21 protein-coding genes are annotated in these 22490 nt (G+C 72.0%); 8 read left to right on the top strand and 13 right to left on the bottom strand.

The window, feature by feature from the left end; all coding sequences use genetic code 11:
- The first annotated feature begins 35 nt into the window (after window positions 1–35).
- A complete protein-coding gene (locus ACWCPI_RS32440; RefSeq protein ID WP_451041523.1) occupies window positions 36–758 on the top strand; it encodes an ArsR/SmtB family transcription factor in 723 nt (240 codons plus the stop codon).
- A 63-nt stretch (window positions 759–821) separates the two neighbouring features.
- Window positions 822–1772, top strand: coding sequence for a DMT family transporter (locus ACWCPI_RS32435; protein ID WP_451041522.1), 951 nt, complete (start codon window positions 822–824; stop codon window positions 1770–1772).
- Here ACWCPI_RS32435 and ACWCPI_RS32430 read toward each other — a convergent pair.
- The 10 genes from ACWCPI_RS32430 to ACWCPI_RS32385 form a co-directional block, all read right to left on the bottom strand.
- Window positions 1764–3086: an MFS transporter gene (locus tag ACWCPI_RS32430; protein ID WP_451041521.1), complete on the bottom strand. Its 1323-nt coding sequence runs from the start codon at window positions 3084–3086 to the stop codon at window positions 1764–1766. The genes ACWCPI_RS32435 and ACWCPI_RS32430 overlap by 9 nt on opposite strands.
- 211 nt (window positions 3087–3297) lie before the next feature.
- The gene (locus ACWCPI_RS32425) at window positions 3298–4380 is read right to left on the bottom strand and encodes a Zn-dependent alcohol dehydrogenase (RefSeq protein WP_451041520.1); all 1083 of its coding nucleotides are present in this window, start codon (window positions 4378–4380) and stop codon (window positions 3298–3300) included.
- A gap of 24 nt (window positions 4381–4404) precedes the next feature.
- The gene (locus ACWCPI_RS32420; RefSeq protein WP_451041519.1) at window positions 4405–5793 is read right to left on the bottom strand and encodes an aldehyde dehydrogenase family protein; all 1389 of its coding nucleotides are present in this window, start codon (window positions 5791–5793) and stop codon (window positions 4405–4407) included.
- Window positions 5794–5937: 144 nt separating this feature from the next.
- A complete protein-coding gene (locus ACWCPI_RS32415; protein WP_451041518.1) occupies window positions 5938–6408 on the bottom strand; it encodes a DUF3574 domain-containing protein in 471 nt (156 codons plus the stop codon).
- 29 nt (window positions 6409–6437) lie between these two features.
- Window positions 6438–7787: an ABC transporter ATP-binding protein gene (locus ACWCPI_RS32410; protein ID WP_451041517.1), complete on the bottom strand. Its 1350-nt coding sequence runs from the start codon at window positions 7785–7787 to the stop codon at window positions 6438–6440.
- Window positions 7788–7913: 126 nt separating this feature from the next.
- Window positions 7914–8588: a class F sortase gene (locus ACWCPI_RS32405; protein ID WP_451041516.1), complete on the bottom strand. Its 675-nt coding sequence runs from the start codon at window positions 8586–8588 to the stop codon at window positions 7914–7916.
- Window positions 8575–9228 (bottom strand): hypothetical protein, encoded by a 654-nt coding sequence (locus ACWCPI_RS32400; protein WP_451041515.1) that lies wholly within the window; start codon window positions 9226–9228, stop codon window positions 8575–8577. The genes ACWCPI_RS32405 and ACWCPI_RS32400 overlap by 14 nt, the downstream gene beginning before the upstream one ends.
- A gap of 100 nt (window positions 9229–9328) precedes the next feature.
- Window positions 9329–10564 (bottom strand): MFS transporter, encoded by a 1236-nt coding sequence (locus ACWCPI_RS32395; RefSeq protein ID WP_451041514.1) that lies wholly within the window; start codon window positions 10562–10564, stop codon window positions 9329–9331.
- Window positions 10565–10595: 31 nt separating this feature from the next.
- Window positions 10596–12065: a CitMHS family transporter gene (locus tag ACWCPI_RS32390; protein ID WP_451041513.1), complete on the bottom strand. Its 1470-nt coding sequence runs from the start codon at window positions 12063–12065 to the stop codon at window positions 10596–10598.
- A 141-nt stretch (window positions 12066–12206) separates the two neighbouring features.
- A complete protein-coding gene (locus ACWCPI_RS32385; RefSeq protein WP_451041512.1) occupies window positions 12207–14438 on the bottom strand; it encodes a molybdopterin oxidoreductase family protein in 2232 nt (743 codons plus the stop codon).
- Window positions 14439–14711: 273 nt separating this feature from the next.
- Here ACWCPI_RS32385 and ACWCPI_RS32380 point away from each other — a divergent pair, with 273 nt between their 5' ends.
- Window positions 14712–15161: a hypothetical protein gene (locus tag ACWCPI_RS32380; protein ID WP_451041511.1), complete on the top strand. Its 450-nt coding sequence runs from the start codon at window positions 14712–14714 to the stop codon at window positions 15159–15161.
- A gap of 141 nt (window positions 15162–15302) precedes the next feature.
- Here the strand turns inward: ACWCPI_RS32380 and ACWCPI_RS32375 are convergent, their stop codons facing one another.
- Together ACWCPI_RS32375 and ACWCPI_RS32370 are read right to left on the bottom strand one after the other, a co-directional pair.
- Window positions 15303–15917, bottom strand: a complete 615-nt coding sequence (locus tag ACWCPI_RS32375) for a TetR family transcriptional regulator (RefSeq protein WP_451041510.1) — start codon at window positions 15915–15917, stop codon at window positions 15303–15305.
- Window positions 15914–16531 carry a hypothetical protein gene (locus ACWCPI_RS32370; RefSeq protein WP_451041509.1) on the bottom strand — a complete coding sequence of 206 codons (618 nt, stop codon included), beginning with the start codon at window positions 16529–16531 and terminating at the stop codon, window positions 15914–15916. Before ACWCPI_RS32370 ends, ACWCPI_RS32375 begins: the two co-directional genes overlap by 4 nt.
- A gap of 150 nt (window positions 16532–16681) precedes the next feature.
- Between ACWCPI_RS32370 and hmgA the strand changes: the two genes are divergently transcribed.
- From hmgA to ACWCPI_RS32355, 3 genes are read left to right on the top strand one after another with little or no spacing between them, the layout of a single operon-like run.
- Window positions 16682–17998: a homogentisate 1,2-dioxygenase gene (gene hmgA / locus ACWCPI_RS32365; protein WP_451041508.1), complete on the top strand. Its 1317-nt coding sequence runs from the start codon at window positions 16682–16684 to the stop codon at window positions 17996–17998.
- Between the two features lie 26 nt (window positions 17999–18024).
- Window positions 18025–18774, top strand: coding sequence for a GntR family transcriptional regulator (locus ACWCPI_RS32360; RefSeq protein ID WP_451041507.1), 750 nt, complete (start codon window positions 18025–18027; stop codon window positions 18772–18774).
- Between the two features lie 26 nt (window positions 18775–18800).
- Window positions 18801–19943, top strand: coding sequence for a type ISP restriction/modification enzyme (locus tag ACWCPI_RS32355; protein WP_451041506.1), 1143 nt, complete (start codon window positions 18801–18803; stop codon window positions 19941–19943).
- Here ACWCPI_RS32355 and ACWCPI_RS32350 read toward each other — a convergent pair.
- Window positions 19940–20653 (bottom strand): TetR/AcrR family transcriptional regulator, encoded by a 714-nt coding sequence (locus ACWCPI_RS32350; RefSeq protein ID WP_451041505.1) that lies wholly within the window; start codon window positions 20651–20653, stop codon window positions 19940–19942. The genes ACWCPI_RS32355 and ACWCPI_RS32350 overlap by 4 nt on opposite strands.
- Window positions 20654–20716: 63 nt before the next feature.
- On the opposite strand from ACWCPI_RS32350, the gene ACWCPI_RS32345 reads away from it, so the two are divergent.
- Both ACWCPI_RS32345 and ACWCPI_RS32340 read left to right on the top strand, forming a co-directional pair.
- A complete protein-coding gene (locus tag ACWCPI_RS32345) occupies window positions 20717–21655 on the top strand; it encodes an ATP-binding cassette domain-containing protein (protein ID WP_451041504.1) in 939 nt (312 codons plus the stop codon).
- Window positions 21652–22434, top strand: a complete 783-nt coding sequence (locus tag ACWCPI_RS32340) for an ABC transporter permease (protein WP_451041503.1) — start codon at window positions 21652–21654, stop codon at window positions 22432–22434. The genes ACWCPI_RS32345 and ACWCPI_RS32340 overlap by 4 nt, the downstream gene beginning before the upstream one ends.
- The last annotated feature ends 56 nt before the right edge of the window (window positions 22435–22490 follow it).

Genomic DNA, 22490 nt, shown 5'->3' with positions numbered 1-22490 from the left:
GGACACTTCGGCCCGCGCCGAAGCGTCCGTACCGCATGCTGGGTCGTATGACCACCAGGAATCCCCAGGCAGCGCAGCTGGCCCGGCTGGCCGGGCTCATCGCCGACGAGACGCGGGCGGCCTGTCTGCTGGCGCTGCTCGACGGGCGGGCGTGGACCGCGGGCGAGCTGGCCCGGCACGCCGGGGTCGCCGCGTCCACGCTCAGCGAGCACCTGGGCAAGCTCGTCGGGGGTGGGCTGCTGACCGAGGAGCGGCAGGGGCGCCACCGGTACGTGCGGCTGGCCGACACAAGGGTCGCCCAGCTGCTGGAGGACCTGGCCGCCCAGGTGGCCCCGCAATACCCCACGCGGCCCCGCAGCCTGCGGGAGGCCGGCGCCGGCTCGGCGATGGCCCGCGGCCGCACCTGCTACGACCATCTCGCCGGGCGGCTCGGCATCGCCGTCACCGACGCGCTCACCGCGAACGGGCTGCTGAGGCAGGACACCGGGTTCGCCCTCACCGACTCCGGCCTCCTCTGGTTCGACTCGGCCGGGATCCGTCTCGACCGAACGGGCCGGCGTCCGCTGGCCCGCGCCTGCCTCGACTGGACCGAACGCCGGCCCCATCTCGCGGGCGTCGCGGGCGCGGCCCTGTGCCGGCACGCGCTGGACGCGCGGTGGTGCGTACGGATCGGTTCGGAGCGGGCCGTGAAGGTGACGGACTCCGGCGAGCGCGCGCTGTTCGAGCTGCTCGGCGTCGATCCGAGGGCGTTGCGCTGAGCCGCGGCGCCAGGTCGGAAATCCGCGAGCGTCCAGCCTCTTCCCCTCCCTAGCCTCTGGAGCATGATGAACCACTCCCCTGCCCGCCCCGCCCGCCGCGCCGAACTGCTCGCCGCCGGTGCCGCAGTCGTGACCGTGGTGCTGTGGGCCTCGGCGTTCGTGTCGATCCGCAGCGCGGGCGAGGAGTACTCGCCGGGCGCGCTGGCGCTGGGGCGGCTGCTCGTCGGTGCCGTCGTGCTGGGCGGCATCTGCCTCGTGCGACGGGCGGGGCTGCCGCCGCGGGCGGCCTGGCCCGGGATCGCCGTATCGGGCCTGCTGTGGTTCGGCTTCTACAGCGTCGCGCTGAACTGGGGCGAGCAGCAGGTGGACGCGGGTACGGCGGCGCTCGTGGTGAACATCGGACCCGTCCTCATCGCGCTGCTGGGTGCCCGGCTGCTCGGCGACCCGATGCCGCCACGGCTGCTGGCGGGGATGGCGGTGTCGTTCGCCGGTGCGGTGACCGTGGGGCTTTCGATGTCGGGCGGGGGCGGTTCCTCGGTGCTCGGGGTGGTGCTGTGCCTGCTCGCCGCGGTCGGGTACGCGGGCGGTGTCGTGGCGCAGAAGCCGGCGCTCGGCCATGCGAGCGCGCTCCAGGTGACGACCTACGGGTGCCTGGTCGGCGCGGTCCTGTGCCTGCCCTTCGCCGGGCAACTGGTCGACGACGTGGCCCACGCCTCCGTGTCCGCCACGCTCAACATGGTCTACCTGGGCGTCTTCTCGCTGGCGCTCGCCTTCACCACCTGGGCGTACGCCTTGGCACGCACGACCGCCAGCCGTATGGGCGCGACCACCTACGCGGTGCCCGCGCTGGTCGTGCTGATGTCGTGGCTGGCCCTGGGCGAGGTGCCGGGGCCGCTCACCCTGGCGGGCGGCGCACTGTGCCTGGCGGGGGTCGCCGTGTCGCGGTCGCGGGCCCGCTCCGCCCGGGTCGTGGCGGCGGCGCCACGACCCGAGCAGGCCCGTGAGTCAGCGTGAACGGGCCCGGTCCGCCAGGACCTTGATGGACAGCAGGGCGATCACCGACAGGCCGATGATGTAGCCGGACACCGCCATGGAGGTGCCCGTCGCCTCCAGGAGCAGCACCATGACGAACGGGGCGAGGCCGCCACCGGCCACCGCCGCGATCTGGTAGCCGAGGGAGGCGCCGGTGTAGCGCATCTCGGGCGTGAACAGTTCGGCGAACAAGGCCGCCTGGGGGCCGTACATGATGCTGAGGAAGCAGCTGGCGACGAAGGTGCCCACCGCCAGCCACAGCAGCGAGCCGGTGTCGATCAGCAGGAAGAGCGGTACGGCCCACAGGGCGATGCCGACCGCGCCGAGCGCGTAGACACGGATCCGCCCGATCTTGTCGGAGAGCGCGGCGGCGGCCGGGATCAGCACGAGCTGGGTGAGGCTGACGCAGAGCGAGACGGTGAGGACGGCGCTCTTCTGCATGCCGAGCTCGCGGGTCGTGTAGTCGAGGACGCCGGTGATGATGATGTAGAAGGTCGCGGTGTTCACGGCGAAGGAGCCGCCGGCGAGGAACACTGTGCCGAGGTGCTCGCGCAGGATCGTGCGCAGCGGGGAGGACTGCTCGGCCTTCTCCTGCTCGGCCAGTTTCCTCTCCGCCTCCCGGAACTCGGGGGTCTCCTCGACGCGGGTGTGGATGTACCAGGCGAGGACGAGGACGAACAGGCCGACGAGGAACGGCACACGCCAGCCCCAGGACGCGAACGCGGCGTCCGTCGTGAAGGCGCCGGCCAGCAGGAACACCGTGTTGGCGGTCACGACGCCGATGGGGACGCCGAGCTGGACGAAGCTGCCGTAGACACCGCGCTTGCCCTCGGGGGCGTACTCGGTGGCCATCAGCATCGCGCCGCCCCACTGGGCGCCGACGGCGATGCCCTGCATCACACGGAAGGTGACCAGCAGGATCGGCGCGGCGACGCCGATCGTCTCGTACGTCGGGAGCAGGCCGATGCCGGTGGTGGCGAGGCCCATGAGGGTGAGCGCGAGGACCAGCATCGGCTTGCGGCCGCGCTTGTCGCCGAGCTGGCCGGCGACGATGCCGCCGAGGGGGCGGGCCAGGAAGCCGACGGCGAACGTGGCGAAGGAGGCGAGCACGCCCGCCGTGGAGCTGCCGGCGGGGAAGTAGAGGTCACCGAGGACCAGGGCGGCGGCTATGCCGAAGACGAAGTAGTCGTACCACTCGACGGCCGACGCGAGGGCCGCGGCGGTGGCCACGCGGCGGCGGTTGCCGGTCGCGGGAGCGGTGGGGGCGAGCGGCTGGGCGGAAGGTGCCGTGTCCATGCGTGCACACTCCGGTGGGTGCTGGGGACGGAACGGGGGGTGGCTCGGGTCCCCGGAACGTACTGACCGGACGGTATGCCCGTCAACGGTTCAGGCCGCAGGAGTTTTGCCCGTACGGCGGGCACGGGCGGGGGGCACGGGCATGCCGAAGGCCCCGGCCGCGCACGGCGGCCGGGGCGAACCGGAAGGCAGGGCTGACCGGAAGGCCGGGCTAGAACACCACCAGCGCCCTGCCGCCCTTGCCGGCCAGCATGTTCTCGAAGGCCGCCGGGATGCCCTCCAGGGCGATCCGCTCCGTGACGAGCGCGCCCAGGTCCAGGCGGCCCGCCCGGACGTGCTCGGCCAGCACGGGCAGGTCCCGCGCCGGGTCGGAGTTGCCGTAGACGCATCCGGAGAGGGTGCGGCCCCAGTGGAAGATCTCCAGGGCGTTGAAGGTGACCTGCTGGTCCTTGCCGCCGATGCCGACGACCGTGGTGCGGCCGCCACGGCGGGTGGAGTCCCAGGCCGCGCGGATGGTGGCGGCGCGCCCGACGCACTCGACGGCCACGTCCACGCCCTGCTTGCCCGTCAGGCCCCGGATCTCGCGTGCGGTGTTCTCGGAGGCGAGCACGTAGTCGGTGGCTCCGGCCGCGCGCGCCAGCTCCTCCTTCTCGGGCGAGACGTCGACGGCCACGATCTTCGCCGCGCCCGCGATGCGGGCGGACTGGAGGGCCGCCAGCCCTACGCCGCCGACGCCGAACACGGCGACCGTCTCCCCAGCCCTGACCCGTGCCGAGTGGTGCACGGCGCCGTAGCCGGTGAGGACGGCGCAGCCCAGCAGGGCGGCGTCGGTGAGCGGGACGCCGCCCGGGAGCGGCAGGACGCAGCCGGCCGGTACGACCGTCTCCTCGGCGAACGCGGCGACGTTCAGGCCGGGGTGGAGGTCGGTGCCGTCCACGGTTCGGGCGTGGACGTTCGCGGCACCGTTCAGCGCGTTGGCGCACAGCCAGACCTCGCCGAGCGCGCAGGCATGGCAACCGCCACAGGACGGGGCCCAGTTGAGGACGGCTCCGGCGCCGGGCGACAGGTGGGTGACGCCCTCACCGACGGCGACGACCGTGCCGGCGCCCTCGTGCCCCAGGACGGCGGGCACCGGGACGCGCATGGTGCCGTTGGACAGCGACAGGTCGGAGTGGCACACCCCGGCCGCGGCGAGGCGGACGCGGACCTGGCCGGGGCCGGGCTCGGGCAGATCGATCTCGGTGACCTCCAGCGGGGCACCGATGGCGGGCAGGACGGCGGCACGGACGGCCATGCGGGGTGACTCCCTTGAACTGGCTCAGAACTGGAGCGACTTGGTCTGGAGGTACTCGGCCAGGCCGTGCGCGCCGAGTTCGCGGCCCACGCCCGACTGCTTGTAGCCGCCGAAGGGGGCGAGCGGGTTGAACCGGCCCCCGTTGATGTCGACCTGCCCGGTGTCCATACGGCGCGCGAAGGCCACCGCCTCCGCCTCGTCCGCCGCCCAGACGGCGCCCGCGAGGCCGTAGACCGTGCCGTTGGCGATCCGCAGGGCGTCCTCCTCGTCCTCGTACCTCAGGACGGTCAGGACGGGGCCGAAGATCTCCTCCTGTGCGACGGTCATCTCGGGGGTCACGTCGGCGAGGACCGTCGGCGCGACGAAGTAGCCCTGCTCACGCGGTGCTCCGGGCCCGCCCGCGACCAGCCGCGCCCCCTCCGCCACGCCTTTGCTGATGTACCCGAGCACCCGCTCCTGCTGCTTGGCGCTCACCACCGGGCCGATGCGCTCGCCGTACTTGGCGGCGGCGGCCGAGGCCAGCTCCACGGCCTCGTCGTACCGGTCCCGGTGCACCAGCATCCGTGTCCAGGCGCTGCAGGTCTGCCCGGAGTTGGACATGACGTTGGCGACGCCGACGTTGACCGCCTTGGCGAGGTCGGCGCTCGGCAGGATGACGTTCGCGGATTTGCCACCCAGCTCCAGGGCGACCTTCTTGATCGCCGCTCCGGCCACCGCGCCGATCTGCCGGCCGACCGCGGTCGAGCCGGTGAAGGAGACCAGGTCGACGCCCGGGTGTTCGGCCAGTGCCTGGCCGGCGACCCGGCCGAGCCCGGTGACCAGGTTGAAGACACCCGCGGGGACGCCCGCCTCGTGCACCGCCTCGGCGAAGAGCTGGGCGACGAGCGGGGTGTCCTCGGCGGGCTTCAGGACGATCGTGCAGCCCGCGGCCAGCGCCGGGGCGGCCTTGGCGACGATCTGGTGGAGCGGGTAGTTCCAGGGCGTGATCGCGCCGACGACACCGATGGGCTCGTGGAACACGGTCGAGTTGCCGACCTTCTCCTCGAAGGCGTACGTCGCCGCCAGCTCGGCGTACGAGCCCGCGACCGCGATCGGCACCGCGGCGTGGACGGCCTGGGAGAACTTCAGCGGCGCGCCGAGCTCTGCGGTGACCGTCTCGGCGATCTCGTCCTTGCGGCCCTCCAGGACGTCCCGCAGGGCCGCGAGGAGCGTGGCCCGTTCGGCGGGCGGGGTGGCGGCCCAGCCGGGGAGGGCGGCGCGGGCGGCCCGTACGGCGGTGTCGACGTCGGCGGCGGTACCGGCCGGGACGGTGGCGATGACCTGCTCGTCGGCCGGGTTCACCACCTCGATGACGTCCCGGCCCGCGGCGGGGCGCCACGCTCCGTCGATGTACATGCCGTCGTGTGCCTTCATCGCGCTTCCTCCCGGGCGGGGCCGCCTCGTCGTCAGGCGTCGTCGTCAGGCTGTCGCCGTGGACTCACAAACTAGCGGCGATAGTTTTTGAGCGCCAGACGCTCCTATGAGAACAGAGGCCCCGACGGCGACCTCACCGGCCCGTCAGAAGTCGACCGCGACCCGGTCGTCCACCCTTGCCACCGACTCCTGCCCGAAGGTCTTCTCGTAGGCCCGGCGGATCTCCTCGATCTTCCGGTCACTGGTCCCGGCCGCGCCCACCGGATACAGCAGGATCAGCTCGTACGACCGCTCCTTCTCGATCGTCCCGGTCACGTCCCGCCACTGCCCGCGCCCGCTGTGCACCGTCAGCCCGTCCGGGAAGTCCGGTGTGACCTCCTTGTCGACGAACGCCATGAACTGCTTGTCGGTGACCGCCGGCCCGCCGTCGGGCCGCGCGGTACCGAAGAGAAGCCGCGTCTCGGCGTACGGCTCCCCGCGGGGCGGTGCCGAGGAGGCGGCCGGCGTCGATGCGCCGCCGTCGTCGAGGGTGGCGTACGCGGTCGGTGCTCCTACGGCCAGCAGGAGGCCGACGGCGATGAGGACGGCCCGGGTTCGGGTCGGACGCAGATTCATGGGGTGTACCTGGCCGTCCCGCCCGGACTTCACTCCTCCAGGTCCAACAGCCGGTCCGGGGCCGGGCAGATGCGGTCGCCGTGCTGGTCGAAGACGAACAGGTGGGCGAGGTCGACGAGGAGGGGGACCTGCATGCCGTGCCGGAGCTGGATGTCGGGGGTGGTGCGCACGATGAGGTCGCCGGGCAGGCGGCCCTCGGGGGGCGCCGGATCGGCACGGGTGTCGGCCGGGTGGTCGAGGACCACCACCGGGCCGGCGCGCAGGGCGCCTGCTCGCTCCCTGAGCCGGTCCAGGACCCTGCCGTCCCCACCGCCCGCACGCCGGCGCCGCCTCGTGGGACGGGCGGCGGGGCGTGGCGCTTCGAGGTCGGGTACGACGGCGGGCCGGGAACCGGTGTCGAAGTGGACGAGGATCTCGTGGCCCTGGAACTCCACGTGCTCGACGAGTCCGGTGATCGCCACCTCCCCCGGACGTGCCGCCGCCGGTTTGGCGATGCGCACGGCCTCGGAGCGCAGCCCCACGATGACCTCGCGCCCCTGCTGGACGCGGAGCAACTGGTGGTCGTGGGAGAGGGGTTCGGGCAGGCGGAGGTACTGCTTGCCGAGGCTGATGGTCATCGCGCCGTCCAGCGGAGCGCGTACGACGCCGCGCAGCAGGTTGATGCGCGGGGTGCCGATGAAGGCGGCGACGAAGACGTTGCGGGGCAGGGCGTACACCGAGCGCGGGGTGCCGACCTGCTGCAGGACGCCGCCGCGCATCACGGCGACCCGGTCGCCGAGCGACATCGCCTCGGCCTGGTCGTGGGTGACGTACACCGTGGTGACGCCCAGCTTCCGGGTCAGCCCGGAGATCTCGGCGCGCAGATGGCCTCGGAGCTTGGCGTCGAGGTTGGACAGGGGCTCGTCCATCAGGAACGCGGTGGGGTGGCGGGCGATGGCCCGCCCCATGGCGACGCGTTGGCGTTCGCCGCCGGAGAGCTGGGCGGGGAAGCGGTCGAGGAGGTCCTCGATGCCCAGCATGCGGGCGGTGGCGTCCACCCTCGGGGCCGGGTTCGCGCCGGGCGACTCGATGCGCAGCGGGAAGCCGATGTTGTCGCGACTGGTCATGTTGGGGTAGAGGGCGAAGTTCTGGAAGACCATCGCCATGTGGCGGGCGGCCGGCAGCAGGTCGTTGGCGTACTCGCCATCCAGCAGCAGGTCGCCCTCGTCGATCTCCTCCAGGCCGGCGATCATTCTGAGCACCGTGGACTTGCCGCAGCCGGAGGGCCCGAGCAGGACGAGGAACTCGCCGGGCTCGATGTCCAGGGTGAAGCGGTCCACGACGCGGGTGCCTCGTGTGTAGGACTTGCTGACGTCGTGCAGGGAGATGGCGCGTGTCATGGCTGCTGCCCCCGGGGGCCGTGCGGAGCGCCGCTGCTCCGTGTGTCCGATGGCCCCGTGCGGGTCGTACGGGGCCTGTGAGTCACGGAAGTTAACGGAATGTGCCCGGGGTGGGGAAGACATCGGTCACTTCGTCGCGGTCAGATGGGCGAAGACCACCACGTTGCTGGTGTAGCCGGTCCGCCGGTCGAACAGTCCGCCGCACGTGATCACCCGCAGCTCCGGGCGCCGGGTCGGGCCGTAGACCTCCTTGTCGGGGAAGCTCGCCTTGTCGAAGACCTTCACCCGGTCCACGGTGTAGACGGCGGTACGGCCGTCCTCGCGCAGGGCCTCGATCCGCTTGCCGCGCTTCACCGAGGCGAGTCCGGCGAAGACGGCGGGACCGGTTCGGGTGTCGCGGTGCCCCACCGCGATGGCGGCGCCCTGCTCTCCGGGCGTGGCGCCGCCCCGGTACCAGCCGATCAGCTTCGGTCTGTCGATCGGCGGTGTCTCCAGCTCCCGCGACGCGGTGAGCCCGATGCCGAGGATCGGGGCGTCGATGCCGAGGGACGGGATCCGCAGGGAGGTCGGCCGGGAGCGCGGCAGCGGGCGGGGCGGCGGTGTGGGGCGGGTGGCGGCGGGGTGGGCCCGGCCCGCGGCCACGGTGTCAGGACCGTCGCGTCCGCCCGGTGCGGTCACGTCGCCGTCTCCCCCGCACCGGGCCACCACCGACACCAGGACGACCGTGAGCAGGGCCGTCCTGGTGAGGCGGTAGGCGCGGGTCCGGTGCCAGGGCCTGCGTCTGCGCCTACGCGGCACCATCGCGCTGCCGGCGGTTCCTCCGGACGTACACGACGCCGCCGACGGCCACCAGGCCCACGGTCGCCGCGGCGGTCACGGGAGCGTACGCGGCCGCGGCGTCGACGAGGCCGCCGCCGCCCGCGTGCACGCCGCCCTTGGGGCCGTGGTCGCCTCGGCCCCAGCCCTCGTCGTTGTGTTCGCGGTCCTCGATGCGCCCCTCGGGGCCGTGCCGTCCCTCGCGCTTGTCGCCGCACTTGACGCGGAAGAGCTTTCTCTTGGTGTTGGTGACGTCCACGGTCCAGGTGAGCATGTACTGGCCGTCCGCCAGCCCCAACAGGTCGGTGTGCCCGGCACCGCCCGCGAGTTGGATGGTGCCGGTCACGGTGGCCGCACTGGGCAGCGGAGGCTGCGGGGTGATGGTGTACTCGATCGTGGGGAGGGTGTCGAAGTTGACGGCGTCGAGGTAGAACCGGCAGACCACCGACTCGTCGTCCGGGGTCCCGTAGGGCATGCCCTCGCTGTGGATCCTGATGTCGCCGTTCGCCTGGGCCGACGCGGTCGGCGCCGCCACCCACGAAGTGCCCGCCGCGGCGAGCGCGGCGAGGACGACAGTGGCGCCCGCGCGGGCGCGGGACGTACGTGAGGGTGTCAGGGTCGGCATGCGCGCTCCTCTGATTCAGACGATTTTCATACAAATCGCTCCTTCGCCTGACTTTCAGCTATGCGCACAGCGACTCGCCGTACCGATGCCCGGCGCGTCGTCAAAGATCGCTCGTACGGCGGAATCCGGAGCGCTTCGGCCGCTCCCGGGCGCCCGTTCCGGGCCTGTCCGGCCGCTTCGGCGTCCGCACGGCGACGCCCGCCGACAGCAGCAGCACCACCCCGAGCATCAGAAATGGAGCGGCCACCCCGGCGACACCCGCGACCAGGCCCGCCGAGGCCGGCGCGGCGACCTGCCCGAGGCGGTTGCCGGTCAGCCGCAGGGCGAGCGCTGTGGAACGGGCGCCTTCCGGGGCCGCCTGGACGACCGTCGTCATGGACAGCGGCTGCCCGACACCCAGGCAGAACCCGAGCACCGCCAGCATCAGCGCCAGCGCCCACACGGGCACCGGCACCGCGATGCCCGCGCACAGCAGGGCAGCCAGCAGACAGGTCACCGTCAGCAGCAGCGTGCGGCCGAGCAGCCGCAGCAGGGGCGTCAGGACCAGGCGGCACGCGATGGTGGCCGCCGCGCGCAGGCTGAGCAGCAGGCCGATCACGGACGGCGCGATGCCACGGTGTTCGCCGACCACCGGAAGGTAGGCGGTGAGGATGTCGGTCGCGGACAGCACGGCGAGACTGATGAGGATGCCGGCGGGCACGCCACGGGCCCTCAATATGCCCCGCACGGGCACGCGTTCGCCTTGTTCCGCCCCGGGCTCGGCGGTCGTACGGCTCTCGATGCGCCACAGCGACGTCAGCGCGACCGCACCGCCCGCGCCCGCGACCAGCAGCGCGAGTGCGCTGGTGCCCGCCATGTCCCGGCCGCCGATCAGCGCGCCCGCCGCGATCGGGCCGATCAGCTGGCCGAGGGAGGCGCCGATGGTGAAGTGGCCGAAGTTGCGGTCCTGCTCGTGCGGGGCGGACCGGCGGGCGACGAGCGACTGGGCGCCGATGACGAAGCAGAGGTGACCGAGCCCCATCACACCGCTCCAGAGCGCCATCGCCCAGAGGGACCCGGCGAGGCCGCTGAGCGCGCAGCCGCCGGATATCAGGACGACGCCGACGGGCAGCAGGGGCGCGCAGCGGCCGTGGTCGGTGCGGCGGCCCAGCGGGACGGCGACGAACAGCGGGAGCAGGGCGTACACACCCGCGATCACGCCGATCGCCCGCTCGTCGGCGCCCAGCGCGAGCGCCCGGTAGGAGACGGCGGGCCGGGCCATCGACACCGCCCCCTGCGCGAAGCTGAAGGCGATGACGAGGCGGAGCAGCCAGCCGCGGTTCCCACCGGGCACCATGATCGTGTCCTTTGCGGAAGGTCGGTCGGGGTCAGATGATTCCGAAGAGCATTCCTGCGGCGAGGATGACGAGGCAGGTGAGCGCCGCCCACTTCACCACGAACCTGGTGTGGTCGCCGAACTCGACCTTGGCCATGCCGACGAGGACGTAGACGGCCGGGACGAGCGGGCTCGACATGTGCAGCGGCTGACCGACCAGGGACGCGCGGGCCATCTCCAGCGGGGAGACACCGTGCGCCGCGCCGGCCTCGGCGAGGACCGGCAGGACGCCGAAGTAGAAGCCGTCGTTGGACATGAAGTAGGTGAGCGGGAGGCTCAGCACACCGGTGACGAGCGCCATGTGCGGGCCCATGCCCTCGGGGATGACGTCCACCATCCACCGGGCCATGTGGTCCACCATGCCGGTGCCCTGGAGGACGCCGGTGAAGACGGCGGCGGCGAAGACCATGCCGGAGACGTTGAGGACGTTGTCGGCGTGGGCGGCCAGGCGGGCCTTCTGGTCGGGGATGTGCGGGAAGTTGACCGTCAGGGCGAGCGCGGCGCCGAGCAGGAACAGCACCGGGATCGGCAGCCACTCCATGATCATGGCGGTGAGCAGGGCGACCGTGAGCAGCGCGTTGAACCAGTAGAGCTTGGGCCGCAGCGTGGGCCGGTTCGGGTCGAGCGCCTGGAACCGCTCGTCCTCGCCGTCCTGCTCCTCGGCGTCGGTGCCCGAGCCGGAGCCGCCGACGGCCTTGCGCGCGCCGGAGGCACCGGCACCGGAGCCGGCGGCGACCAGGACCGTCTCGGACTCCTTCTCCTCGGCCGTCTCCCCGGCCTTCTCCTCGACCAGGACGTCGTCCAGCGTCAGCACGCCCAGGCGCTTGCGCTCGCGCATGCCGAGGACGTAGGAGAGGACGAAGACGCCCAGGAGGCCGACGGCCAGAGCCGGGATCATCGGGACGAAGATGTCGCTGGCGTCGAGCTTGAGCGCGGTGGCGGCGCGGGCGGTCGGGCCGCCCCACGGCAGGGTGTTCATCACGCCGTTGGCCATGGCGGCGACACCGGTCATCACGACCAGGCTCATCTTCAGGCGCTTGTACAGCGGGTACATCGCCGAGACCGTGATCATGAAGGTGGTCGAGCCGTCGCCGTCGAGGGAGACGATCGACGCGAGGATCGCCGTGCCGACCACGATGCGCATCGGGTCGGCCTTGGCGAACTTCAGGATGCCGCGGACGATCGGGTCGAAGAGGCCGACATCGATCATCACACCGAAGTAGACGATCGCGAACATGAGCATCGCCGCGGTGGGGGCGAGGCTGGTGACGCCTTCGATGACGTAGTCACCGAGCTTGGCGCCCTTTCCGACGAACACACAGAACAGTGCCGGAATGAGCACGAGCGCCGCGATCGGCGACATCTTCTTCATCATGATCAGGACCAGGAAGGTCGCGATCATGGCGAAGCCGAGAATGGTCAGCATGAGTGGATACCTAACGTTCGCCCTTGAACGACCCACCAGGGCCGGCGGTGCGATGACGTTAGGACTCGTCAAGCAGCGTTAACAAGACGTTGACGTGCGAGCAATAAGCGCAAAACTCCAGGTCAGAGCTTTGCTCAGGTCAGCGGCTGATCATTTTCGGTCGCAGGGGAGCTTTTCTCAGCCGACCGGCGCGACCTCGACGGGCACACCGTTGAGCACCGCGTTGCCCGACAGCGGGTCGAGCAGGCTGCCGTCGAGGAGCTGGTTGACGTTGACGCCGGGGTCGGCGGAGGCGTGGCCGAGACGGGTGCCGGGACGGTCGTGCCCCCAGCCGTGCGGCAGGCTCACCACCCCGGGACGCACCCCGTCGGTGACCTCGGCCGGGGCGGTCACCTCTCCCCCGGCACCCTTGAGCCGTACGTCCGCCCCGTCCCGTACGCCGAGCCGCTCGGCGTCCTCGGGATGGATGTGCAGGGTGCAGCGGTTGGAACCGCCGGTGAGGGCGGGCACGTTGTGCATCCAGCTGTTGTTGGAGCGCAGATGGCGGCGGCCGACGAGGACGAGTCCGTCGGGGCGCTCGCCCAGGGCCGCCCTGAGCCGGGGCAGGTCGTCGGCGAGGGGCCCGGGCAGCAGCTCGACCTTGCCGCTGAGCGTCTTCAGCGGCTGCGGCAGACGGGGCGTGAGCGGTCCGAGGTCGATGCCGTGCGGATGCGCGAGCAGCTTCTGAAGGCTCAGACCGTCGGGGCGGGCGCCGAAGCCGTCGCCGTAGGGGCCGAGGCGCAGCATCATGTCGAGGCGCCGCTCGGGGCCGGTGTCGCCGTCGAGTCGTGCGGCGAGCTCCTTCGGGTCGCGGCCGTGCACCGGCGAGTGCGGCTCCTTCACCGCCTTGCCGAGGGTCTGGCCGATGACCAGGTCGTCGACCGCGGACGGGTCGGCGCCGTGCATGCCGGTGGCGGCCAGGACCAGCCGGGCGAGGATCTCCGTCTCGGCCATCCGGCCCGGCTCCAGCGGGACGGCGGGACGGGTGTAGCGGACCTGGTTGCGGACGGCGAGGGTGTTGAAGGCGAAGTCGTGGTGCGGGCTCTGCGAGGGCGGGGGCGGGGGCAGTACGACGTCGGCGTGGCGCGAGGTCTCGTTCAGGTACGGGTCGACGCTGACCATGAAGTCGAGGGAGCCGAGCGCCTTGTCGAGCCGGTCGCCGTCGGGTGCCGACAGGACCGGGTTGGCGGCGACGGCGACGAGGGCGCGGATCGGCTCGCCGTCGTCGGTGGCCGTGTCGATCTCCTCGGCGAGGGCGGAGAGCGGCAGCTCGCCCTTGGCCTCGGGATGCCGGCTCACCCGGGAGTACCAGCGGCCGAGCGCGAAGCCGTGTCCGGGCCCGGCGGGGCGGGGTGTCCTGTCGGTGGCCGCCTGCGGGAACAGGGCTCCGCCGGGGCGGTCGAGGTTGCCGGTGAGGATGTTGAGGACGTCGACGAGCCAGCTGGCGAGCGTGCCGTGCGGGACGGTGCAGCTGCCGATGCGGCCGTAGACGGCGGCGGTGGGGGCGGCGGCGAGGTCACGGGCGAGGGTGCGGATGGTCGGCGCGTCCACGTCGCACGCGTCGGCCACGGCTTCGGGGCTGAAGTCACCGAGGGCCGTGCGGAGTTCGGCGACACCGTCCACCACGGGCGCGAGGTCCTTGAGGTCGACGAGGTCTTCCTCGAAAAGGGTGTACGCCATCGCCGCGAGGAGCAGGGCGTCGGTCCCGGGCCGTACGGCGAGGTGCCGGTCGGCCAGCCGGGCGGTGCGGGTGCGGCGCGGGTCGATGACGGTGAGGGTGCCGCCGCGGGCCTTGAGCGCCTTGAGCTTGCCGGGGAAGTCGGGGGCGGTGCACAGGCTCCCGTTGGACTCCAGCGGGTTGGCGCCGATCAGCAGCAGGTGGTCGGTGCGGTCGAGGTCCGGTACGGGGATCGCGTTGGCGTCGCCGTAGAGCAGGCCGCTGGAGACGTGCTTGGGCATCTGGTCGACGGTGGACGCGGTGAAGAGGCTGCGGGTGCCGAGCCCCGCGATCAGCACCGTCGGGTAGAGGGCGCCGGCCATGGTGTGCACATTGGGATTGCCGAGCACGATGCCCACCGAGTTCGGCCCGTACCGCTCGACGACCGGGCGGATCCCCGCGGCCACGACGTCGAAGGCCTCCTCCCAGGTGGCCTCGCGCAGCTCGCCGTCCTTGCGTACGAGCGGGGTGCGCAGACGGTCAGGGTCGCTGTCGACGGCACCGAAGGACGCGCCCTTGGGGCAGATGAACCCCTTGCTGAACACGTCGTCGCGGTCACCGCGAGCGCCCGTGACCCAGGTCCCCTCGATGGTGAGGGTCAGGCCGCAGGTGGCCTCGCACAGAGGGCAGATGCGGAGTGCGGTGCGGGACACGGGTCCTCCCGGGTGGCGGCGACGACGAAGCGTGGACTCACCGCCGAGCATACCGACCGGTATGGACGGAGGGGAGCCCTCGCCGCGGGCGAGCTCGGGAAGCCACCGGGCTCAGGGCACACGCGCGGGGCCCGGACAAGCCGTAAACCAGGTGAGCGAAAAGATCATCCGTGCCTAGGATGCGTAACCGGTCCGAACGGATGTGTCATCCGTGGCGGGCTGTACCGGCACCTGACCAGTGCGAGTACGAGGTACGAACAAACGGAGGGGAACATGAACATTCGTCACGTGAGCAGGGCGGCGACGCTTGCCGTGGGAGCTGTTGCGGCTGTTGCCATGACGCTCAGCCCGGCATCCGCGGCTACGAACTGGAAGGAAGTGAACACCAACTCGACCTGGAAGTGCGAGCCGACCGTCACGCACGGCGTTTATCCCGGCGTGGGCTTCCAGGGGTGTGTGGTGATGAACGCTCAGGGCGACGCGCAGGTCGTCCTGGTCGTCACGAACAACGGCCCCAAGGGCGTCCGCCTCGGCGGCTCCATCGCCTCCGGCTTCGGCAGCAGCACCACCTGCGCGGACACGGTCCTCAACCCCGGTTTCACCCGGGGATGCTTCGCACCCACCAAGCACGTCACACCTGGCTACGTCTACGAGAGCCAGGTCACCGTGAAGGTGAACGACTCCAACCACAGTGGACGCATCCTGCTGACCGCCCGAGGCTGACCTGCCTCTGGCACGGAGGGTGGACCGTGCCCTGGAAGCCATCCGGGGCACGGCCGACCGCAGCGGCGTGAATCGTGCCGGCGGCGTCGCCGGAACCTTGTCACCGTCTCCGCGGGTCGAGATCCGATTCGGTGCGCGCCCTCAGTCCAGCACCCGCGTCAGATAGGCCCGCAGCATCTGCCTGGCCTCCTCGATGATCCGCTCGTCCCCCTCCGGGGCCATCCGGAAGGCGAGGTGGACCAGGGTGTCGGCGGTCTCGACGGCGATCAGGAAGGTGCGGCGCAGATCGTCGTCCGGCTCACGGTCCAGATACCCGGAGAGCAGCTCGGTGAGGCGGTCGGCGACGCGGTGGTTGGGTTCGCCGCGGGTGCCGACCGGGATCTGGTTGCCGAAGTCGACGAGCGAGAAGCCGGGCGCGGTGCGCTTCATGGCGAGGTACTCGTCGAGCACGGCGTCCATCGCGACCTGCCAGCCTCCGCCGCCGCCCTCCTTCAGACGCTCGGCGACACGGGCGGTGTAGCGCTCGAGGTTGCGCTGGGCGAGGGCGTCGGCCATCTCGCGCTTGTTGCCGAAGAAGCGGTAGACGGAGCCGATGGGGACGCCGGCGCGCTGGGCGACGGCCCGGGTGCTCAGGTCGTCGTAGCCGACCTCGTCGAGAAGGTCGGCGCAGGCGTCGAGGATCCTGGTGAGCCGTTCGGCGCTGCGCCGCTGGACGGGCGCCCGGCGTAGCGATGCGGGATGGGGCACGCTCCTCATGATGCCTTTCCGACCCGGACCCGTGAACCTCGGCCCCCAGCACGGGGCCGGGCGCCCGGTGCGCTGCCCGCCTCGGCGGAGGGCGCCGGCGTCACGGCCGTCCCGGCCTGCGACGCCGTGATGTCGGCCGTGCTCTCGACGGGCTCGCCGTCCACCGCCCACACCGTGCCGTCGTCGGCGTACAGACGGACGGTGACGTGATGGGTGCCGCGCGGGACGAGGCCGGCGGGCAGGCGGTGCTCGAAGGTGCGCAGCCTGGTCACGAGACGGTCGTCCACGAAGAGGTACGCCAGTCCGCGCCCCGCCACGGCACGGGGCTGCACCCCGGCCGGCGAGAGACGGAAGTCGCGCAGTGTCACCCGCACGTCCCACTCTCCCCCGCCGCCGTCCGGGCCGGGTTGAACCTCGACGCCCACCTCGGGCACGTGCCCCTCGGCCGTCTCACGGTAGTGGCGTCCGTGGCTGTCGGTGTCGTCGAGGACCTTGCCCGCAGGGGACGGCGACAGGCGGTGCCCGCCCTGGTCCCGGGCGGCGTCGGAGCCACAGCCCACGGTTCCGGTCAGCAGCAGGACGCAGACCGCGAGCGCGGCGAGAGGAGTCCGGGTCCACGACATGCCCGGGAGACTAGAACACACCTACGACAGCCGGATCCCCCTTGAGTCTGGTTCCCGTCCTCCATCCAGACGATATGCGACCGATCTCTTGCGCGCGGGAAATCGCAATCCTACGGTGTTACATAGGAATCGGATCTCAAGGGAGCGATCATGAGCGGGGACTCGCGGAAGACCGCGGAAGGGCTGACCTACCTCTCCGGGTTCGGCAACGAGCACAGCTCGGAGGCGGTGCCGGGCGCCCTGCCCCAGGGCCGCAACTCACCACAGCGCGCCCCGCTCGGGCTGTACGCCGAGCAGCTGAGCGGGACGGCGTTCACCGAACCGAGGGCCCACAACCGCCGCTCGTGGCTGTACCGCATCCGCCCGTCGGCCGCGCACCCGGCGTTCACCCGCACGGCCAACGGCGCGATCCGTACGGCCCCCTTCACCGAGACCGTGCCGGACCCGAACCGCCTGCGCTGGAACCCCCTCCCAGAGCCCGCGCCGGGCACCGACTTCCTCGCCGGCCTGTGGACCCTGGGCGGCAACGGGGACGCCACCCAGCGCTCCGGCATGGCCGTGCACCTCTACCACGCCAACTCCTCGATGGACCGCGTCTTCAGCAACGCCGACGGCGAGCTGCTGATCGTCCCCGAGCGCGGCGGGCTGCTGCTGCACACGGAGTTCGGGCTGCTGCATGTGGAGCCCGCACATGTGGCGCTGATCCCCCGTGGGGTGCGCTTCCGTGTGGAGCTACTGGATCCTGCCGCGCGCGGCTATGTGTGCGAGAACTACGGAGCCCCCTTCGTCCTCCCGGACCTCGGCCCGATCGGCGCCAACGGCCTCGCGAACGCCCGGGACTTCATGGCGCCGGTCGCCGCGTACGAGGACGTCGAGGGCCCCGTGGAGGTGGTGAACAAGTTCTGCGGGAACCTCTGGACCGCCACGTACGACCATTCGCCGCTCGACGTGGTGGCCTGGCACGGCAACCATGTGCCATACGTCTACGACCTGCGCCGTTTCAATGTGATCGGCACCATCTCCTACGACCACCCCGACCCGTCGATCTTCACGGTGCTGACGTCCCCGTCGGACACCCCGGGCCTGGCCGGCGTCGACTTCGTGGTCTTCGCGCCGCGCTGGCTGGTGGGCGAGGACACCTTCCGGCCGCCGTACTTCCACCGGAACGTGATGAGCGAGTACATGGGGCTCGTCGAAGGCGCCTACGACGCGAAGGCGGAGGGCTTCGTGCCGGGCGGCGGCTCACTGCACAACATGATGTCGGCGCACGGCCCCGACCGTGAGACCTTCGACAAGGCGAGCGCCGCCGAGCTGAAGCCGCAGAGGATCGACGACGGTCTGGCGTTCATGTTCGAGACCCGCTGGCCGGTGACGCTCACCCCGCAGGCTGCCGGTGCCGAACACCTGCAACAGCGCTACGACGACGTGTGGCAGGGCATGGAGCGGCACTTCCGCCCCTTGCACTGAACATTCCCGACCGGTACGGATGGCCCGTGACCTCCTTCGCCCCGGACTCGATCGTCCTGAACCGCAAGCTGCCGCTCTGGTACCAGGTGTCGCAGTCGCTGCGCGCCTCGATCCTCGGCCGCTCGCCCCAGGACCCGCTGCGGCTGCCCACCGAGGAGCAGTTGGCCGGGCACTACGGCGTGAGTGTGCTGACCATGCGGCAGGCGCTGAAGGAGTTGGAGGACGAGGGCCTGATCACCCGCCACCGCAGACGCGGCACGTTCATCGAGCCGGACGCCCGCCGGGGCACCCCGGTGCGGCTGCTCGGCTCGGTGGACGCGATCGTGGCCCAGCAGTCCGGCATGGCCACCGAGCTGCTGGACCACGGCAAGGTGCCGGTGCCCGCCGAACTCATCGAGTACTTCCCGGACGTCGACGAGCTGGCGACGTACCACCGCCTGCGTGCCGACGAGAAGACGGGCGAGCCGACCAACCACGCCCGCAACTACGTCCGCCCCGAACTGGCCGCGCGCATCGACCTGGACGACCTGGTCCGCTGGCCGATGACCAAGGTGCTGCGGGACGTCGTCGGTGCGGACATCGGCCGCATCACGGACACCGTGCAGGCCCGCCTGGCGGACCCGGAGACGGCACGGCTGCTCCAAGTCCCGCTGCTGAGCCCGATCCTGCACTACACGGGCGTGACGTACGACAGGGACGGCCAGGTGCTGGACGCGGTGGTCATCCACTACCGGGGCGACCGCTTCTCCTTCACGGTGACCCTGGACGCCTCCTGACCCCGGTGTCGCCCTCAGGCCGTACGATGCCCAGCGTGACGCACGACGACGCTCCGCCGCTGGCGGACCTCATGCCGTGGTCCGTCGCACCGCCGCGGCTCGGCCGGGGGTGGCCGGCGGGCCCCGACGCGGCGTCCCTGAAGGCCCGCTGGGACGCCTTCGTGAAGGCCGAGGGCCCGGACCGGGAGGCCCTGCTGGAGCCGACGCGCTCTCGCACCCTGCACTCGGCGGTCGGCCGGCTGCCCGGCCAGTCCACCGGCACGGAGAAGCTGGTACGCGCTTCGGGCCCCTGCCCCGAGCCGGTACGCGTCCTGCACGCCCCCTTCGACGAACAGTGGCTGATCCCGGACCACCGCCTGATCGACGCGGCCCGCCCCGAGCTGTGGCGGGTGGCGGACGAGCACCAGGTCTTCGTCCTGGAGACACCGCAGTCCCGCCTGCTGGCGACCTCGCTGCTCCCGCTGGTCCGCCCCGGCCGCGTCCGCCCGCTGTACCGCAGGCCTGGCGGTGCGGAACCCAACCTGGCGCCGGGCCTCCTGGACCACCTCCGGGACCGGCTGGACGAACCGGTCGAGCCGCTGGACGTCCTCGCCTGGACGCTGGCGGCCGTACGCCCGGACCTCACCGTCCCCCTCACCGACGACCCCGGGATCTGGGCCCGCGGCGTGGCGTCGGGCCGGCGCGCCCTGTGGCTGATGCGCCGCGACGGGGAGCGGCCGAAGCTGCCCGGTGGCCGCCGCCCGTACGTCCGCGCGCCGCTCCCCTCCCGTCCGCTGACGCTTGCGTACGACCGCGACGGGGAAGCCCTGCTGCTCGACGAGGGCCGCATCTCGCCGGTCCCCCCGCAGGCATGGGACTACGAGGTGGCCGGCGTGAACGTCCTGGAGCAGTGGTTCACCGCCCGTGTCATGGAACCCGAGCCGGGCACCCTGGCGGCGATCCGCCCGGCGACCTGGCCGCAGGCGTGGACGTCGGAACTGCTGGAGCTGATCACGGTGCTGGCCCTGCTCGCGGAACTCCCGGCAGCCGGCCTCGAGTTGTCGTCCACCGTCACGGCGGCCGAGCTCCGCAAGGCCGGCGTCCTGCCGGTCCCCGGGTCGGCCCGCGGACCGGCGACGGTGCTGGACGGGCACGAGGAGGGGCCCGAGGGACAACTCGCGCTGATCTAGGAGGCGGGGTCGAAGGCGTCCAGCACCCGTTCGAGCGCCCGCCGGAACACCGCCTCCAGATCGATGGGACCGCTGTGCTCCATGAACGACGCGGCCAGGCGCGGATACCTGCCGGTGGCGACCTGGCCGCCGAGGTAGGCCATGCGGACCGCGTTCTCCTCCTCGGCGGACCAGGGCACCGAGCGGGTCCGCTCGGCGGTGGCGATCTCGTTCGCCGTGTACGTGGTGACGACGCCGTTGAGCAGCGCCACCAGCTCCATCTTCACGCTGTAGGGAACGTCGAGCGGGTCGAGGCAGGCCAGGCAGTGCTCCAGATACCGCAGCGTGTTGGGACTGAAGCCGTACACCCCTGACATCAGACGCGGCACCCAGGTGTGCCGGTGCATGATCGCGCGGGTCTCCAGCGCGTTGCGGATCATGTCGGCACGCCAGTCACCCGTGGGCTCCTGAATCTCGTGCTCGGCGCCGATCGCGTCGATCATCAGCTCGTACAGGTCCTCCTTGCGGGGGACGTAGTTGTACAGCGACATCGTCCCGCAGCCCAGCTCGGCCGCGACATGCCGCATGGACACGGCGTCCAGCCCGCCGGCGTCGGCGATCCGCACCGCGGCGGCCGCGATGTCCGCACGTGTGAACGCGGGCCTGGGCCCTCGCCCGGTCCGCTCGGGTCGCGCCCAGATCACCTCGGGTTCGGCCGCCTTGCCCGCCATCGATCATCACCTCGCCCACCATCCTAGTTACGTACACCGTACGTAGTGCGCTATGGTCGACCCATGACTTCTACGTACGCTGTACTTAGTGAAGGTCTGGAGAAGCGGTTCGGAGAGGTGCACGCCCTGCGCGGGCTGGATCTCGCCGTCGCGCAGGGCACCGTCTGCGGTGTTCTCGGACCGAACGGCGCGGGCAAGACCACGGCCGTACGCCTGCTGACCACGCTCCTGCGCCCGGACGGCGGTTCGGCCCGGGTGGCCGGGCACGACCTGCTCCGGGAGCCGGCCGCCGTGCGGAGCCGGATCGGCGTCACCGGCCAGGACGCCTCGGTCGACGGCGATCTCACCGGCCGGCAGAACCTGCGGCTGTTCGCTCGGCTGCACCGGGTGCGCGGGCCGGCCGAGCGGGCCGACGAGCTGCTGGAGCGCTTCGAGCTGACCGAAGCGGCCGACCGGCCGGCGTCCACGTACTCGGGCGGGATGCGGCGGCGGCTGGACCTGGCGGCGAGCCTCGTCCGCCGGCCCGAGGTGCTGTTCCTGGACGAACCCACCACCGGGCTCGACCCCGCGAGCCGCAACCGGATCTGGGACGCCGTACGGGAGCTGACCGCCGACGGCACGACCGTGCTGCTCACCACGCAGTACCTGGAGGAGGCCGACCAACTCGCCGACGACATCGCACTGGTGGACCGCGGGCGGGTGGCCCACTCCGGTTCGCCGGCGCAGTTCAAGGCGGCCATCGGCGCACACGTCGAGGTCGTCGTCGCCGACACCGACGTCATGGCGAAGGCGGCGGCCGTCCTGGATCAACTCACCGGCTGCGAACCGCACTTCGACCAGGAGCGGCGGGCCGTCGGCGCGGTCACCCGGGACGCCGGCCTCACGCTCCCGCGGCTGGTGCGCGAACTGGACGCGGCGGGTGTGCCGTTGCTCGACGCGAGTCTCAGACCTCCCACGCTCGACGATGTGTTCCTGCGACTGACCGAGGAGCGTGCGGCATGAGCACGGTGGCGTTCGACGGCGGCGCGATGCTGGGCCGGCAGCTGCGGCGGCTCCGCAACAACCCGGGGCTGTTGATCCTGACCCAGACGATGCCGATCACCATGCTGCTGTTCTTCGGCTACGTCTTCGGCAGCGCTCTGGCGATGCCCGGCGCCCGGTACCGGTCCTTCCTGGTGCCCGGGCTGCTGGTGGCGACGGCGGCGAACGGCCTCATGACGGGCATGTTCCAGGCCGCCCAGGACATGCACCGGGGCGTGACGGACCGCTTGCGGACACTCCCGATGAGCCGGGCCGCCGTACCGCTCGGGCAGGCGGCCGCCGACCTGGTCGTGACGGCCGCGGGGACGGTGCCGTTCCTGCTGGTGGGGCTCGCGGTGGGATGGCGGATCGAGGGGTCCGCACTCGAAGCGGCGGGCGCCCTGGGGCTGTTGCTGCTGTTCCGGTTCGCGACGACCTGGGTGGGGATCTTCCTCGGCCTGCTCACCCGCAACGAGGAGGCCGCCGGCCAGCTGGGCGGGGCGACCTTCGTGCTGCCGCTGCTGTCCAACGCCTACATCCCGACCGACGGTCTGCCGAGCTGGCTGCGCACCCTCGCGGAGTGGAATCCGATCAGCGCGCTGACCACGGCCCTGCGGGACCTGTTCGGCAACGCGCCCGTACCGGACGGCGCCGCCTGGCCGGTCGCCCACCCGGTCGCCGGGTCACTGGTGTGGTGTGCGGTACTGCTCGCGGTGTTCACACCGCTCGCCGTACGCCGGTACGCGCGCGGGGAGCGGTGAACAGCAGGTGAGTGCGTCACCGTGCACGGTCGCCGGGGGATGTCGACCGGACGGCG

Source organism: Streptomyces sp. NPDC001920, from assembly GCF_053594495.1.
This window is presented reverse-complemented; position numbering and strand designations above follow the sequence as displayed.

Bases quoted from the DNA above. Each gene is read 5' to 3' on its own strand.
- ACWCPI_RS32440 (WP_451041523.1), top strand. From the start codon at position 36: ATGCTGGGTCGTATGACCACCAGGAATCCCCAGGCAGCGCAGCTGGCC.
- ACWCPI_RS32435 (WP_451041522.1), top strand. From the start codon at position 822: ATGATGAACCACTCCCCTGCCCGCCCCGCCCGCCGCGCCGAACTGCTC.
- ACWCPI_RS32430 (WP_451041521.1), bottom strand. From the start codon at position 3,086: ATGGACACGGCACCTTCCGCCCAGCCGCTCGCCCCCACCGCTCCCGCG.
- ACWCPI_RS32425 (WP_451041520.1), bottom strand. From the start codon at position 4,380: ATGGCCGTCCGTGCCGCCGTCCTGCCCGCCATCGGTGCCCCGCTGGAG.
- ACWCPI_RS32420 (WP_451041519.1), bottom strand. From the start codon at position 5,793: ATGAAGGCACACGACGGCATGTACATCGACGGAGCGTGGCGCCCCGCC.
- ACWCPI_RS32415 (WP_451041518.1), bottom strand. From the start codon at position 6,408: ATGAATCTGCGTCCGACCCGAACCCGGGCCGTCCTCATCGCCGTCGGC.
- ACWCPI_RS32410 (WP_451041517.1), bottom strand. From the start codon at position 7,787: ATGACACGCGCCATCTCCCTGCACGACGTCAGCAAGTCCTACACACGA.
- ACWCPI_RS32405 (WP_451041516.1), bottom strand. From the start codon at position 8,588: ATGGTGCCGCGTAGGCGCAGACGCAGGCCCTGGCACCGGACCCGCGCC.
- ACWCPI_RS32400 (WP_451041515.1), bottom strand. From the start codon at position 9,228: ATGCCGACCCTGACACCCTCACGTACGTCCCGCGCCCGCGCGGGCGCC.
- ACWCPI_RS32395 (WP_451041514.1), bottom strand. From the start codon at position 10,564: ATGGTGCCCGGTGGGAACCGCGGCTGGCTGCTCCGCCTCGTCATCGCC.
- ACWCPI_RS32380 (WP_451041511.1), top strand. From the start codon at position 14,712: ATGAACATTCGTCACGTGAGCAGGGCGGCGACGCTTGCCGTGGGAGCT.
- ACWCPI_RS32375 (WP_451041510.1), bottom strand. From the start codon at position 15,917: ATGAGGAGCGTGCCCCATCCCGCATCGCTACGCCGGGCGCCCGTCCAG.
- ACWCPI_RS32370 (WP_451041509.1), bottom strand. From the start codon at position 16,531: ATGTCGTGGACCCGGACTCCTCTCGCCGCGCTCGCGGTCTGCGTCCTG.
- hmgA (WP_451041508.1), top strand. From the start codon at position 16,682: ATGAGCGGGGACTCGCGGAAGACCGCGGAAGGGCTGACCTACCTCTCC.
- ACWCPI_RS32355 (WP_451041506.1), top strand. From the start codon at position 18,801: ATGCCCAGCGTGACGCACGACGACGCTCCGCCGCTGGCGGACCTCATG.
- ACWCPI_RS32350 (WP_451041505.1), bottom strand. From the start codon at position 20,653: ATGGCGGGCAAGGCGGCCGAACCCGAGGTGATCTGGGCGCGACCCGAG.
- ACWCPI_RS32345 (WP_451041504.1), top strand. From the start codon at position 20,717: ATGACTTCTACGTACGCTGTACTTAGTGAAGGTCTGGAGAAGCGGTTC.
- ACWCPI_RS32340 (WP_451041503.1), top strand. From the start codon at position 21,652: ATGAGCACGGTGGCGTTCGACGGCGGCGCGATGCTGGGCCGGCAGCTG.